Source organism: Pseudobutyrivibrio sp. MD2005 (assembly GCF_000621865.1).
Classification (GTDB): Bacteria; Bacillota; Clostridia; order Lachnospirales; family Lachnospiraceae; genus Pseudobutyrivibrio.
In genome coordinates this window covers 154,592-169,363 of the sequence record NZ_KK211359.1, presented here as the reverse complement: position 1 = coordinate 169,363, position 14,772 = coordinate 154,592, and the positions used below count along the sequence as shown (strand labels likewise).

Here is a 14,772-nt window from a genome sequence, read left to right as displayed (position 1 = left end):
TTATTTATCACATAAACTAATAATTGCATTAACAACTTCATCGATTGTCATATCTGAACTGTCTACCAAAGTTGCATCCTCAGCCTGCTTAAGTGGGCTGATTTCTCTATGAGAATCTCTATAATCTCTCTCTTCGATATCTTTTGCAATCTTGTCAAAATCAGGATTTTCACCCTTTGCCTTGAGCTCGTCAAAACGTCTCTTGGCACGACATTCTACAGATGCTGTAAGGAATACCTTTACATCAGCATTAGGGAGAACCACTGTACCGATATCTCTGCCATCCATAATGACATCTGTTGTCTTTGCAAGCTCCTGCTGTAATGCAACAAGCTTTGTACGAACTGCAGAATATACAGATGTGGCACTTGCCATGTTGCCTACTTCCTCTGTTCTGATAAGACCAGTAACATCTTCATCATTAAGGATTACATGCTGAGCACCATTCTCATATTTAATAGATACTACGATATCATCAACAGAATCTGAAATACTCTTCTCATCATCTGAAGAAATGCCTGCTCTAATAAAATAAAGGGCCATAGCTCTATACATAGCACCTGTATCTACATATACATATCCTTTCTTTGCTGCAACAGCCTTTGCTATTGTAGATTTTCCTGCACCTGCAGGTCCGTCGATTGCAACATTCATTGCCATAATAATATATCCTCCAAAATCTTATATTGATAACCCGGCTAGGTAACCTGTAGCCCAGGCGATTTGCAAATTAAATCCTCCAGTGAAGGCATCCAAATCAAGAACCTCACCAGCAAAAGATAATCCATTTATATTTTTACATTTCATTGTAGATGGGTCAATATTTTTCACAGAAACTCCACCTTGCGTAACGATTGCCTCCTTATACTCACGAAGACCTGAAATCGTGAACGGGAAGGCTTTTAAAAGCTTAATAAGCTCAGCTCTTTCTTCTTTTGTAACTGAATTTATCTGTCTATCATCATCAAAATCCATAATCTCTATAAATACAGGTACCATTGATGATGGTAAAAGTCCGCGCAGTACAGAACTTAAGCGTTTGTTCATATTGTCATTGAAATCTCTAAGAATGCGAGCATCTAATTCGTCGTAAGATAAGGCTGGTTTTAAATCGATTGTAGCATCAAGCGTACCAGTCTTTTCCAAAAAGCTTCCTATTATTGAGCTTGCAGACAATACAAGAGGCCCTGAGACCCCAAAATGAGTGAACAGCATCTCACCAAACTCATCATAAAGTTTTTTGCCGCCATAATTGATACTAAGCTTAACATTTTTTAGAGCAAGCCCCTGCATCTTTGGAACATATGCTTCCTTTACATTAAGTGGCACCAATGCTGGGCGAGTCTTTGTAACATTAAGTCCCATCTGTTTAGCCCACTTCAATCCATCTCCTGTGGAGCCAGTGGTCGCATAAGATAAGCCGCCTGTACATATTATTACATGATCTGAATTAAGCTCTTTGCCACCTTCGATTTCTACTCCAACAGCTTGATCATCAGCAAATAAAACACATTTCACTTCAGTGTTAAGACGAACATCAACATTTACTTCATCAAGAGCTTTTTTCAGAGCCTTAGTGATATCCGAAGCATGATCCGATGCAGGGAATGCGCGGTTGCCTCTTTCTACCTTTGTTTCTGTGCCATGGGCCTCAATAAAATCAATCATCGCATCAGAATTGAAAGTATAAATTGCGCTAAACAAAAACTTTGGGTTGCTTACAACATTCTTAAGAAAATCTTCTTCCGAGCAAGCATTTGTAAAATTACATCTGCCCTTTCCGGTAATATATATCTTCTTTCCAAGCTTTTCATTTTTTTCTAACAGTGTGACTGAATGTCCACATAAGCCAGCACCATATGCCGCCATCATTCCAGCAGCACCGCCGCCAACTACTATAACCTTACTCATATTACATATCTCCTGAATAATTCATTTTAATAGAATCATCCACCAAATCTATTTCGTCGTTCTCATAGAACTGATAATTATTCCAAACATTTTCAACCATCTCAAGGTTGTTAGCAACTGTAGATTGATTTCTATTACAAAGCTCCACAATAAGAGCATTAATAACAGACAAAGGCGCAACCAGTGAATCTACAACAGAATGCATATCGCTTTCAGCAATAAGATTGCATGAGCTATATAGATTCATAGGTGAATGAATTGAGTCTGTGATTGTAATAACATTGGCCCTTCGATTATTGGCAAACTCAAGTGCCTTGAGGGTACGCATAGAATATCTTGGGAAAGATATTCCAATAATGCAATCTTGCTCATTAATATGAATCATCTGCTCAAATAGCTCTGAAGTTGAGCTGGTCTGCAGATTGACCACATTGTCATATATCATATTAAGATAGAATGATAAAAATGACGCAAGTGGCGAACATGTACGAATTCCTACTATATATATTCTTCTTGCACTATCGATAGCTTCAACGGCATTTTCAAATGCAGCCTCATCGATAGTTTCCATTGTGTTTTTGATTTTGAGAGCATCAGAAGACAATACGGTACGAAGCACACCATTTTGCTCGATACCACCATTTGTGATTTCGATTCTATCAGAAGTGTTAAGCTTTGTTCTTACCATCTCCTCAAGAGCCTGCTGAAACTCAGGATATCCCTTATATCCGATAAAAGAAGCAAATCTAACAACTGTAGATTCGGACACACCAAGAATATCTCCAAGCTTAGCAGCAGTTAAGAAAACCGCTTTATCATAATTATCTATGATGTAATTTGCCAAAAGCTTTTGTCCTTTAGACATCTTGCCGTATTTCTCATTTATCTTTGAAATTAAATCTGTGGTTGTAGCCATAAAATACCTCATAAAAAATTAATAGGGATTTAATTATATTATATAAAAAAAGGCAATGCAAGAAATCTTGCATCGCCTTTAAAATTTGCGTTAATTATACTGGATAAGCCTTGTTTTCCTTATCAGCTTTTGCAGGATCAACCTTTGTCTGCTGAGCCTCACGATACTCGAAGAACTCTGTAGCAACCTTTGGGAATAATGCGTATGATAACACATCCTCATCCTGCTGCTTCCATCTAGCACACTCTTCCTCGAACTTCTGAAGTCCTGGCTCGATTAAGTCTGCTGGACGGCATGTAATAGCCTTATCCTTATCAGCACCAAGAACCTTATCTACAACCTCTGGATTGAAAGGCTTAACTGTCTGACCATACTTACCAAGTAAGATATCTTTTGTCTGCTCTGTAGCAACCTTGTATCTCTCACCCATAAGTACGTTAAATACAGCCTGTGTACCAACAATCTGTGATGAAGGTGTAACAAGTGGTGGCTCACCAAGGTCCTTACGAACACGAGGTACTTCCTCAAGAACCTCACGAAGCTTATCTTCCTTACCCTGCTCCTTTAACTGGCTGATAAGGTTAGAAAGCATACCGCCTGGTACCTGATAACGAAGAGTATTGATGTTAACACCAAGAACCTTTGTAGACATAAGTCCACTCTCGATGCACTCTTCTCTGTATGGACGGAAGTAATCAGCGATTTCAGAAAGAAGCTCCTGATCAAATCCTGTTGCATATGGTGTGCCATCAAATGCAGCTGCCATAACTTCTGTTGCAGGCTGTGATGTTCCAAGTGCGAATGGTGACATAGCACAGTCGATGATATCTGCGCCAGCCTCAACAGCCTTCATATATGTCATTGAAGCTACACCTGATGTGTAGTGTGTATGCATTTCGATAGGAAGTGATGTAGATTCCTTTAATGCTGAAACAAGCTCGTAAGCCTTAGCTGGAACAAGCAAACCAGCCATATCTTTGATACAGATTGAGTTAGCACCCATATCTTCGATACGCTTTGCAATATCCTTCCAATAATCAAGTGTGTAAGCCTCGCCAAGTGTGTATGAAAGCGCAACCTGTGCGTGACCGTTTTCCTTGTTAGTAGCCTTAACAGCAGTCTCAAGGTTTCTGATATCGTTAAGACAGTCAAAAATACGAATGATATCGATACCATTTGCAATTGACTTCTGTACGAAATATTCAACAACATCATCTGGATACTGGCTGTATCCTAAGATGTTCTGACCTCTGAAAAGCATCTGAAGCTTTGTGTTCTTGAAGCCATCACGAAGCTTACGAAGTCTTTCCCATGGATCTTCCTTTAAGAATCTAAGGCAAGCATCGAATGTAGCACCGCCCCAGCATTCTACTGCGTTATATCCAACCTGATCCATCTTATCGATGATAGGAAGCATCATAGAGGTTGGCATACGTGTTGCTATAAGAGACTGATGTGCATCACGGAGCACGGTCTCTGTAATCTTAACTGGCTTTGGACTAATATCTGCCATTATATTTTCCTCCTAATAATTAAAGTTTAAACGTATCTTAGACTCCAAAAATAGCCATAAATACGCCGGCCGCTACAGCTGTACCAATAACACCTGCAACGTTTGGTCCCATAGCGTGCATAAGTAAGAAGTTTGTAGGGTCTTCTTCTGCACCAACCTTCTGAGATACACGAGCAGCCATAGGAACGGCAGATACACCAGCCGAACCAATAAGTGGATTAATCTTGCCGTGTGTAGCATGGCAAAGAATTTTACCGAAAAGAACGCCTGCAGCTGTACCAAATACGAATGCAACAAGACCAAGAACTACAATCTTAAGTGTTGCTGCGTTAAGGAATGCTTCAGCAGATGTAGATGCACCAACTGATGTACCAAGTAAAATAACTACGATATACATAAGTGCATTTGATGCAGTCTCTGTAAGCTGATTAACAACGCCTGACTCCTTAAAGAGGTTACCAAGCATAAGCATACCAACAAGTGGAGCTGTTGTAGGTAAAATCAAACAAACGATAATTGTAACAACGATTGGGAAGAGAATCTTCTCAAGCTTTGATACAGGTCTAAGCTGTGCCATCTTAATCGCACGCTCTTCCTTTGTAGTAAGAGCCTTCATGATAGGTGGCTGAATGATAGGTACAAGTGACATATATGAGTATGCCGCAACGGCAATTGGTCCCATAAGTGCCGACTGTCCTAACTTACCAGCTAAGAAAATAGATGTAGGTCCATCTGCACCACCGATAATTGATACTGCAGCAGCTGCCTGATCTGAGAATCCTAAAAGGATTGCAAGAAGGTAAGCTGTAAAGATACCAATCTGTGCTGCCGCACCAAGCCAAAAGCTTATTGGATTAGCAATAAGTGGACCGAAATCTGTCATTGCTCCAACGCCCATGAAAATAAGCGAAGGAAGAATTGACCACTCATCAAGAGTGTAGAAATAATAAAGCAAGCCGCCTACACCGTTAGATGTTTCCTCAGGCGATGCAATAATGTCAGGATAAATGTTAACAAGCAACATACCAAATGCGATAGGCAAAAGAAGTAATGGCTCGTATCCCTTTTTAATTGCAAGGAAAAGGAAAACACAGGCAACCGCTATCATGACATAGTTACCCCAAGTCAGATTGAAAAATGCAGTCTGATGAGCGAGGTTCAACAATGTCTCTCCAACGTAACTCATGTGAATTCCTCCTATTAGTTCATAGTTGCAAGTAATGCGCCAGCATCAACCTGCTGACCTTCGTTGCAGTTGATAGATGCAACAGTACCATCCTGTGGTGCAACAACAGGTGTTTCCATCTTCATAACCTCAAGTACTACTACTGGATCACCCTTCTTAACTGCTGTGCCTGCACTTGCTGCAATCTTTACAACCTTTCCTGCAGCACCTGCTTCGATCTTAACGCCACCTGCAGAACCTGTTGCTGCTGGTGCTGGAGCTGCTGCCTTAGGAGCAGCTGCTGGAGTAACTGGAGATACGCCAGAACCTCCTTTATCTTCTACAGTAACATCATAAACTGTTCCGTTAACAGTAATTGTATAGTTTTTCATGGTATTCCTCCTAAAAATTAATGTCTTTTCTTGATAGAACGAACTACAAACGAATCTGTAGAAGCCCCCGTACTTGCAGCAATTGCAGCAGCTATAACTGCAACTAACTGTAAATCATCTGTTTCTTTTGTAGCTGTTACCTGAGGAGCTACTGTTGCAACAGATGCAGCCTCAGCCTTCTCAGCCTTATCCTTAGCTTTATTCTGAAGCTTAGGAATAATCTCAAAGCACTTAATAACGCCGGACATAATAATCAACATACAGAATACAATAAGTATTCCCATTACTGTATTAAGTGCTGCCTTCTGCATTGTCTCGCCTAATGTGTAAACAGGCTCAATATTCATTGCTGTAGGCACTGATGTATCAAGTGTTGAATAAACAAATGTCATCTTAAGATCTCTCTTTGAGAAATCTCCTATAAGTGTTGAAGTAACTGTCTTACCAGACTTTTCAACCTTACATTCTCCTACACCTTTATACTCACCAGCCTCATCAACTACACTTTTGAACTCTTCTGTAAAATCAGAAAGTACTGTGCTATCTTCAGGGAACACAATTGTTCCAGCATTAGCTAAATACTGATCTGCAAACATAGCCACAAGCTGATCTGTTGTCATTCCCTGAGCTTTTGCATATTCATCTAAAGTTGTTTGATAATATGCAGCAAGCTCTGCAGACAACTGTGTCTTAAGCTCAGTACTATCACCAGCTAATACATCGCCGTACGCTTCCATGTAGCTTGTGATTTCGGCACGGTATTCTTTAACTGTACGTCCTGCGATTTCATCATCATCTGAAACCTTACCGCAAGATGTAACACCAAGAGCAAGTACTAAGGTGCATAAAAGTAATGATAATTTTTTCTTCATATTGTCACCTTCCTGCTCTAAAAGAACATTTCAAATCCTGCAATAATATATTTTCTAGCATCAGCCATAGAAACGATTCTATCGATATGACCATGTGCTGCTGCTGTAAGAGCGCTGTCCTGAAGCTCAGCATAGCTCTTCTCGATTGAAGCAGCATCTGTTCCATTATCAGCTAAAATCTTAGCTGCCTTAGAAGCTTCCATAGCGCCAACTGCTGTAGAATCAAATGCATATACTAAATCAGCACCAAGTGACTTAGAATTCATAAGAACGTATGGCGTGCCATAGCCCTGCTTTGTAATAAGATTAAGCTTTGGTACGCTAGCATCAACGAATCTCTGTGCCATCTGAGAAAGAGCTCTAGGAAGACGTCTTTCCTGGCATGTGCATGTCTTGAATGCCGCAACGTTTGTAATAGAAAGCACTGGAATCTCATACATATCACAAAGGTCAACAAAATCTGCAGCCTTCTCACATCCAGCAGCTGAAAGAATTGCTTCTCCATCTACCTCTCTGTTACCAACAACACCAATTGTAACACCATCAAGCTTCATAAGACCTGTAACCATTTCCTTAGCAAAACCAGCCTTAAGCTCGATGAACTGTCTGTTGTCTGCAAGCTCTGTAGCAACTGCAGCCGCATCAGAAAGCTTGTCCTCTAATCCTTCTGCTGCTCTGTTAAGATCATCAGAAGCCTCTACGATATCATTTGGAATCATAGAGATAACCTGTCTCATAGATGATACAACTTCATCTAATGAACCATGAACATCAACTGTTCCTGCCTCATTAAACTGGAACTCAGCTGATGATGTATCGCACTTATCTGCGCTATTGCCAGTAATAGCATCAGGTGAATTAATAAACAATGAAGCTCCATCAACCATAAATGTGAAATCTGCAAGAGCTGGGAGAACTGAAAGTCCGCCGCCGCACTGTCCTGCAACACACATAAGCTGTGGAATAACCCCTTTAACATCTGCAGCTCTTTCGATAACTGAGCCAAGTGCCTCGAGCGCATCAAAAGACTCCTGAAGTCTAACACCACCACAATCAATAAATCCAATGACTGGAGCTCCAACCTTAAGAGCCATGTCGTAAACTGAAAGGATTTTCTTAGCGTGCATTTCGCCGATTGTTCCACCCAAAACATCAGCATTCTGGCTGAACACAAAAACCAAAGTTCCGTCTACGAGACCATGTCCAATAATTACTCCGTCGGATGGTTCTTTCTTTGCGTCAAGGTTAAAATCAGTGCTTCTACTTGTGACTAAAGACTGTAGCTCTACAAAGCTATTCTCGTCAAGCAATGCATTAATTCTAGCCTGAGCCTGATTTAAATCATTACCCATCTTATACCTCCATTTATATAAATTGTTTCAAAATTTCTCGCAAGTATAATGATAAACATTTTGACACCCCATTTCAATGTGATTATGTTAAAAAATTATCACAATTTTCTGAGACAAACATTGGTTAGTATTTTACTTGCAAAAATAGCCAATTCGTATCACGAATTGGCTATTGAAATCCTTATTAAATTAAACAGTAACTTCCACATTATTTGCTTCGTTTTCTGCCTCCATTTTAAACTCTTCGATTTGAGTTTGAGATAGTTCTGGAAGCTCCTCAATAGAGCTTACGCCAAATGAACGTAAGAACTCTTCTGTGGTACCAAAAAGCATTGGACGACCTGGCGCATCAAGACGACCAAGTTCTGTGCAAAGACCATATTCAACAAGCTTTGAAACAGCAAAATCACTAGAAACCCCACGAATCTTTTCTATTTCAGATTTAGTGATTGGCTGCTTGTAAGCAATAATAGACAATGTCTCAAGAAGAACATCTGTAAGTACATACTTCTTAGGCTGCTTTGCAATTCTGATAAGGTATTCGTAAATATCAGGGCTAGTGCACATCTGATATGAGCCCTCAAGCTCAGTAATTGTAATACCTCTTTTTTGTTTTTCATAATCCTCTTTCAAGGATACGATTGCTTCAACAACTTCTTTATCATCAATTTCAAGGGCCTTTGCAATCTTAGATGGCTCGACAGTTCCACCCATAGCAAAAAGTATGCCCTCAACTATAGTCTTTATCTCTTTTTGTTTCATAACGTCCTCTTATTTTAGGCTGCAATCTTTGATTCAATAATAATATCAGTGAATGTATCTTCCTGTGTGATATTGATTTGTCCAGCCTTCATCATCTCTAAAATACAAAGGAAAGTAACGATAACCTCTGTCTTTGAATGTGCTGCTTCAAGCAGTGTTCTAAAACTAAATGTATTATGTAACTTCGCAAATGCGATAGTCCATTCCATCTTTTGCTCAAGGGAAACTTCTTCTTTTTTAATCTTGCCAAAAGTAGAACGAATTGGATCCCTTCTATTATCCTGTCTCTTAAGCACCTGATTAAAAATATCGTTAAGCTTATTAAGTGTTAAATCGCTCATAAGCTCCTCTAAATCTACAGGCTGCTCATACTTCAAAACTTCATCTGGAATGGAAGGCTCCTTATAGAATACAAGGCTTGCATCCATCTGTCTATCTCTAAGCTGATAAGAAATAGTCTTGTACATCTTGTATTCCAGCAACTGCTGAACAAGTTCTGCACGTGGATCTTCCTCATCCTCACCTTCCTCTTCCTTTTCCTCTCTTGGAAGAAGCATGCGGCTCTTGATATCTAGAAGTGTAGTAGCCATCAATAAAAACTCAGACATAACATCCAAGTCGCTATTATCCATAGCCCTAACATATTCCATATACTGATCTGTAATCTCAACAATAGGAATATCGTAAATATCAACTTTATTTTTGTCTATCAGGTGAAGAAGCAAATCCAGAGGACCCTCAAACGCCTGAAGCTTAACATTCATCTCCAAGTTTTTCTCTCCCTTTTAATCCGCCTGTTACGGTAACAAGCATTCATACTCTCCGCTCGGCAACACGCCTCGCTTGAGAGTACAAATAGCTTGTTACCTACAGGCTCATATAAAATATTAGATACTTGTATCTAAATTTAATCTTCTACGTACATAAAAATAGTCTCATACGACTACGCATGAGACTATTATAAAAGACTATATAGTGTATGTCAATACACTTGACCACTAGATATAGTTGTCTGACAATTCTATAAAGACTCGAGAGTCTTACGGATTTCGATGATGAAATCACGAGAATTAAGGACTGTAGGATTTTCAATAGATGTGATAAGTGCTAAATCCTTTGTCATTTTTCCATCTTCGATTGTCTTGATACAAGCCTGCTCAAGCTTGTCTGCGAAAGTTGAAAGCTCAGGAATGTTATCTAACTCGCCACGCTTTCTAAGCGCTCCAGTCCAAGCAAAGATTGTAGCTACAGAGTTTGTAGATGTCTCTTCACCATTTAAGTGTTTGTAATAATGACGCTGAACTGTTCCGTGAGCTGCTTCGTACTCATAGTAGCCAGCAGGGCTAACAAGTACAGATGTCATCATTGCAAGTGAACCAAAAGCTGATGAAATCATATCAGACATAACATCACCATCATAATTCTTGCATGCCCAGATAAATCCGCCTTCTGACTTCATAACACGAGCCACAGCATCATCAATGAGTGTGTAGAAATATTCGATACCTGCTTTATCAAAAGCATCCTTGTATTCCTTATCAAAGATTTCCTGGAAGATATCTTTGAATCTATGATCATACTTCTTTGAGATTGTATCCTTTGTAGCGAACCATAAATCCTGCTTTGTATCTAAAGCAAACTTAAAGCAGCTATGAGCAAAACTCTCAATAGAAGCATCGATGTTGTGCTGTCCCTGAACAACGCCAGGGCCATTAAATGTATGAACAAGAGCACGCTCTTCTGTGCCATCTTCTGCTGTGTATACAAGCTCAACCTTACCTGCGCCAGGAATTCTCATTTCAGAATTCTTATATACATCACCATATGCATGACGTGCAATTGTAATAGGCTTCTTCCAAGATTTAACATTTGGCTCAATCCCCTTTACAACGATAGGCGCACGGAACACTGTACCGTCAAGAATAGCTCTGATTGTACCATTTGGGCTCTTCCACATTTCCTTAAGGTTGTACTCAGTCATACGAGCAGCATTTGGTGTGATTGTTGCGCACTTTACAGCTACACCATACTTCTTTGTAGCCTCAGCAGATTCAACAGTAACTTTGTCATCTGTTTCGTTTCTGTGCTCAAGACCAAGATCGTAATACTCTGTCTTCAAATCGATAAATGGAAGCAAAAGCTCATCCTTTATCATCTGCCAGAGGATACGAGTCATCTCATCTCCGTCCATCTCTACAAGTGGTGTTGTCATTTGAATTTTGCTCATCTTATTCTCCTTTTCTTTTTAAATCCTATAGAATAAGCCTGCCAAACAGGCAGGCTTAATAAACCTTTTCTTTATTTTACAACCAAGTTAACAATCTTGTTTGGTACGTAAATTTCTTTTACGAGGTTCTTGCCATCAAGAGCCTTGATAACAGCTTCGTCAGCCTTAGCTGTTGCGAGAGCTTCATCCTTCTCGCAGCCGTTAGGAATCTTGATTGTAGCCTTAAGCTTTCCATTTACCTGAACAGCAATTTCGATTGTAGATTCTACAATCTTAGCTGGGTCAAATTCTGGCCAAGCGGCAAGTGAACAATATCCTTCACCACCAAGCTCAGCATACATCTCTTCTGTAAGATGTGGAGCAAATGGGCTAAGAAGCTTAACAAGAATAACAAGATTATCCTTTGTAATATGTCCTTCTGAGATAATATCGTTAAGAAGTCCCATCATTGCAGCAATCGCTGTGTTGAACTTCATAGCTTCGATATCTTCTGTAACCTTCTTGATTGTCTTGTGGATACCAGTCTCGATAGATTCGCTATTAGCTTCTTCTGAAACAATATCAGTCAGACCTGCAAATCTCTCAAGGAATCTCTTACATCCACGAACTGAAGCATCTGACCAAGGAGCAGCTGCGCCGTAGTCACCCATGAATAATACGTATGTACGAAGTGTATCTGCACCATATGCATCTACAATATCAAGTGGATCAATAACATTACCACGAGACTTAGACATCTTCTGACCATCTTCGCCAAGGATCATACCCTGAGCACTTCTCTTCTTGTATGGCTCTGGAGTGTTAACAACACCAATGTCATAAAGGAAGTGATGCCAGAAACGTGAGTAAATCAAGTGACGTGTAACGTGCTCCATACCACCGTTGTACCAATCAACTGGCATCCAGTAGTTGAGCTTATCCATTGCAGCAAATTCGTTATCGTTGTGTGGATCGATGTAACGAAGGAAATACCAAGATGAACCAGCCCACTGAGGCATAGTATCTGTCTCACGCTTTGCATCGCCGCCGCACTTAGGGCACTTGCAATTTACAAAGCTTTCTACTCTAGCAAGTGGAGACTCTCCGTCTGTACCTGGCTCAAACTTCTCCATTACAGGAAGCTTAAGTGGAAGCTCTTCAAATGGAACTGCTACATCACCACATGATGGACAGTGAACAATTGGAATAGGCTCGCCCCAGTAACGCTGTCTGTTGAATGCCCAGTCCTTCATCTTGAACTGAACACCAGCCTTACCACAACCAAGCTTCTCTAATTCCTGAATCATTCTATCGATTGAGTCCTTCTTGTTGTTAAGACCATTAAGGAACTCAGAATTAATCATATTTCCTTCGCCTGTGTAAGCTTCTTTTGTAACATCTCCACCCTCAATTACAGGAATGATGTCGATGCCAAACTTTGTAGCGAAGTCCCAGTCACGCTGATCATGAGCAGGAACCGCCATAATAGCGCCAGTACCATAGCCCATCATTACGTAATCTGAAATAAATACAGGAATCTTCTTTCCTGTGATTGGGTTAATAGCATCAAAACCTTCTACCCTAACACCAGTCTTATCTTTTGAAACAAGCTGTGTACGCTCAAACTCAGACTTCTTCTGGCACTCAGCTCTGTAAGCCATGATAGCGTCCATGTTAGAAATCTTATCTGCATACTTATCAATATATGGATGCTCAGGAGCAATTACCATAAATGTAACACCACAAAGCGTATCTGGACGAGTTGTATAAATCTCGAGCTTGTCCTCGATTCCATCTAATGTAAAGTTAACGAAAGCACCCTTTGACTTACCAATCCAGTTGACCTGCTGCTGCTTGATATTCTCTGGGAAATCAAGACCTTCAAGTCCCTGAAGAAGCTTATCAGCATATTCTGTGATACGAAGGTACCAAACGTCCTTCTCCTTCTGAATAACATCTGTATCGCAGATATCACACTTACCACCCTGTGAATCCTCGTTTGAAAGAACTACCTTACAATGTGGGCAGTAATTTACAAGAGTCTTATCTCTGAAAACAAGGCCCTTCTCAAACATCTTAAGGAAAATCCACTGAGTCCACTTGTAGTAATCCTCCTGAGTTGTGTCGATTGTACGACTGTAATCAAAAGAAAAACCTACACTCTTAAGCTGTGTTGTGAACTTCTTGATATTGTCATCAGTAATTTTTCTAGGATGTGTATTTGTCTTAACTGCATAGTTTTCTGTTGGAAGACCAAATGCATCAAATCCGATTGGGAATAATACATTGTATCCCTGCATTCTACGCTTTCTAGAAACTACTTCTACAGAAGAATAAGCCTTGATATGACCAACGTGCATACCAGCACCTGATGGATATGGGAATTCTACAAGACCGTAGAATTTAGGCTTATCTGAACCATCAACAGCCTTAAAGATATCATCTTTTTCCCAGGCTGCTTGCCATTTTTTCTCAATTGCTTTGAAATTGTGCTTCATTATTCTTATACCTCGCGCTTTATCTAACTAAACAAAAATTATAATAAAACCTCTCGCTTTTTGCAACGAAAAGTCTAATTTAGCTCCAGTGAATCTGACACGTACACACCATAGCCTTTTTCTTTGGCATATTCTAGTGCTTTATCGGCTATTTTTCTATCTGTAGCATATTCAAGTGCATAAGCATCTTTTCCATCTGCCATGACTCTATTTAAATAGTTGGTGAAATATTCTCTTTCTTCAGCATCATTAACGCCAAAGCTCTCATCATCCCAATTTATAGAAGTGTAAACACTTTCTTGATTTACACCATCTAGCACATCATCCAGGCTTCCATTTCTATCCAGGTATTCAAGCACAAATGTGTCTCCACCATTTATTAGCACATAAGTATCCTTGCTTTTTAGGTCTTTGAGCATCTCACTGACGCCATTATAGATTTCTTCAGTCTGATAATTGTAGTAAACATCGCAATTATCTACAAAGAATCCATCAACCCCTTTTGCCAATAACTCATCTGCTTTAACAGAGAAAAACTTCTGCCAATTCTTATCTGAAACATCTACCCACTTTTCATCTTCCCAGTTTTCATAGGTTCCAAGTGTTAATGATTCATATTGCTTGTAATAGTCTCTGAAAGTCTCAATAGACCCAAGATTTATATACGTATATACGGTATGTCCTTCTTCTTTCAAACTGTGAATCTCATCAGCAGAAAAGTATTGAGCATCTATCACAATAGTCTGAGGCAAAAACTCCGGGTCGATATCCTCTGGATTCGATCCGATGTACACTCCATAGTCGCTGTCGTAAGCTTTGCAGGAAATAAATCCCGAAAAGAGCATGTACATTCCTCCAACGAATATAATAAGTAGCATAAAAACCAGCATTTTATATAAGCTTTTTCTACTAATCACAAAAATAGCCTCACTTTCAATTTATGTTTATCATTTCAAAACCAAAACTACGGCTATTTTACCAAATAAACGTATATGACGTAAATAAACAATATAAAAAAATCGCTACCATTCACAGTTGCATACGTATATGACGCCCTCAACCCTGCTGTGGCCTCCAGTATACACATGGCGTGATTTTGCGAATATTGCAGTTTTTCTTATGGGCCAAATTTATGCATCGCGCATGTGTCTTGTTGCGGAATGAACCATTTTGAAAAATGTTTTT

At 39.7% G+C, this 14,772-nt stretch carries 13 protein-coding genes; all 13 read right to left on the bottom strand.

Features of this window, described 5'->3' with window-relative positions; all coding sequences use genetic code 11:
• The 13 genes from cmk to T498_RS0112010 all read right to left on the bottom strand — a co-directional run bounded on the left by cmk (position 1) and on the right by T498_RS0112010 (position 14,504).
• Positions 1–660, bottom strand: a complete 660-nt coding sequence (gene cmk / locus T498_RS0112070) for a (d)CMP kinase (RefSeq protein WP_028236134.1) — start codon at positions 658–660, stop codon at positions 1–3.
• Between the two features lie 21 nt (positions 661–681).
• Positions 682–1,911 carry an NAD(P)/FAD-dependent oxidoreductase gene (locus tag T498_RS0112065; RefSeq protein ID WP_028236133.1) on the bottom strand — a complete coding sequence of 410 codons (1,230 nt, stop codon included), beginning with the start codon at positions 1,909–1,911 and terminating at the stop codon, positions 682–684.
• A 1-nt stretch (position 1,912) separates the two neighbouring features.
• Positions 1,913–2,827, bottom strand: a complete 915-nt coding sequence (locus T498_RS0112060) for a MurR/RpiR family transcriptional regulator (protein ID WP_028236132.1) — start codon at positions 2,825–2,827, stop codon at positions 1,913–1,915.
• A 94-nt stretch (positions 2,828–2,921) separates the two neighbouring features.
• Complete coding sequence (locus T498_RS0112055) at positions 2,922–4,340, bottom strand: oxaloacetate decarboxylase subunit alpha (protein ID WP_028236131.1); 1,419 nt, start codon at positions 4,338–4,340, stop codon at positions 2,922–2,924.
• A gap of 37 nt (positions 4,341–4,377) precedes the next feature.
• Positions 4,378–5,526: a sodium ion-translocating decarboxylase subunit beta gene (locus tag T498_RS0112050; RefSeq protein ID WP_028236130.1), complete on the bottom strand. Its 1,149-nt coding sequence runs from the start codon at positions 5,524–5,526 to the stop codon at positions 4,378–4,380.
• Positions 5,527–5,540: 14 nt separating this feature from the next.
• Positions 5,541–5,897: a biotin/lipoyl-containing protein gene (locus tag T498_RS0112045; RefSeq protein WP_028236129.1), complete on the bottom strand. Its 357-nt coding sequence runs from the start codon at positions 5,895–5,897 to the stop codon at positions 5,541–5,543.
• Between the two features lie 17 nt (positions 5,898–5,914).
• The gene (locus T498_RS16360) at positions 5,915–6,769 is read right to left on the bottom strand and encodes an OadG family protein (protein WP_051524757.1); all 855 of its coding nucleotides are present in this window, start codon (positions 6,767–6,769) and stop codon (positions 5,915–5,917) included.
• A gap of 17 nt (positions 6,770–6,786) precedes the next feature.
• Positions 6,787–8,121: a carboxyl transferase domain-containing protein gene (locus tag T498_RS0112035; protein WP_028236128.1), complete on the bottom strand. Its 1,335-nt coding sequence runs from the start codon at positions 8,119–8,121 to the stop codon at positions 6,787–6,789.
• Between the two features lie 189 nt (positions 8,122–8,310).
• On the bottom strand, positions 8,311–8,883 hold the full coding sequence (gene scpB, locus T498_RS0112030) for an SMC-Scp complex subunit ScpB (RefSeq protein ID WP_028236127.1): 573 nt from the start codon (positions 8,881–8,883) through the stop codon (positions 8,311–8,313).
• Between the two features lie 14 nt (positions 8,884–8,897).
• The gene (locus tag T498_RS0112025; RefSeq protein WP_028236126.1) at positions 8,898–9,653 is read right to left on the bottom strand and encodes a segregation and condensation protein A; all 756 of its coding nucleotides are present in this window, start codon (positions 9,651–9,653) and stop codon (positions 8,898–8,900) included.
• Positions 9,654–9,904: 251 nt separating this feature from the next.
• Positions 9,905–11,110, bottom strand: a complete 1,206-nt coding sequence (locus T498_RS0112020; RefSeq protein WP_028236125.1) for an NADP-dependent isocitrate dehydrogenase — start codon at positions 11,108–11,110, stop codon at positions 9,905–9,907.
• Positions 11,111–11,181: 71 nt separating this feature from the next.
• Positions 11,182–13,587 carry a leucine--tRNA ligase gene (gene leuS, locus T498_RS0112015; protein ID WP_028236124.1) on the bottom strand — a complete coding sequence of 802 codons (2,406 nt, stop codon included), beginning with the start codon at positions 13,585–13,587 and terminating at the stop codon, positions 11,182–11,184.
• A 74-nt stretch (positions 13,588–13,661) separates the two neighbouring features.
• Positions 13,662–14,504, bottom strand: coding sequence for an endo alpha-1,4 polygalactosaminidase (locus T498_RS0112010; protein ID WP_081779761.1), 843 nt, complete (start codon positions 14,502–14,504; stop codon positions 13,662–13,664).
• Positions 14,505–14,772: the final 268 nt, after the last annotated feature.

Excerpts from the sequence above, each read along its gene's own strand:
- cmk (WP_028236134.1), bottom strand. The coding sequence starts at position 660 with ATGGCAATGAATGTTGCAATCGACGGACCTGCAGGTGCAGGAAAATCT.
- T498_RS0112065 (WP_028236133.1), bottom strand. The coding sequence starts at position 1,911 with ATGAGTAAGGTTATAGTAGTTGGCGGCGGTGCTGCTGGAATGATGGCG.
- T498_RS0112060 (WP_028236132.1), bottom strand. The coding sequence starts at position 2,827 with ATGGCTACAACCACAGATTTAATTTCAAAGATAAATGAGAAATACGGC.
- T498_RS0112055 (WP_028236131.1), bottom strand. The coding sequence starts at position 4,340 with ATGGCAGATATTAGTCCAAAGCCAGTTAAGATTACAGAGACCGTGCTC.
- T498_RS0112050 (WP_028236130.1), bottom strand. The coding sequence starts at position 5,526 with ATGAGTTACGTTGGAGAGACATTGTTGAACCTCGCTCATCAGACTGCA.
- T498_RS0112045 (WP_028236129.1), bottom strand. The coding sequence starts at position 5,897 with ATGAAAAACTATACAATTACTGTTAACGGAACAGTTTATGATGTTACT.
- T498_RS16360 (WP_051524757.1), bottom strand. The coding sequence starts at position 6,769 with ATGAAGAAAAAATTATCATTACTTTTATGCACCTTAGTACTTGCTCTT.
- T498_RS0112035 (WP_028236128.1), bottom strand. The coding sequence starts at position 8,121 with ATGGGTAATGATTTAAATCAGGCTCAGGCTAGAATTAATGCATTGCTT.
- scpB (WP_028236127.1), bottom strand. The coding sequence starts at position 8,883 with ATGAAACAAAAAGAGATAAAGACTATAGTTGAGGGCATACTTTTTGCT.
- T498_RS0112020 (WP_028236125.1), bottom strand. The coding sequence starts at position 11,110 with ATGAGCAAAATTCAAATGACAACACCACTTGTAGAGATGGACGGAGAT.
- leuS (WP_028236124.1), bottom strand. The coding sequence starts at position 13,587 with ATGAAGCACAATTTCAAAGCAATTGAGAAAAAATGGCAAGCAGCCTGG.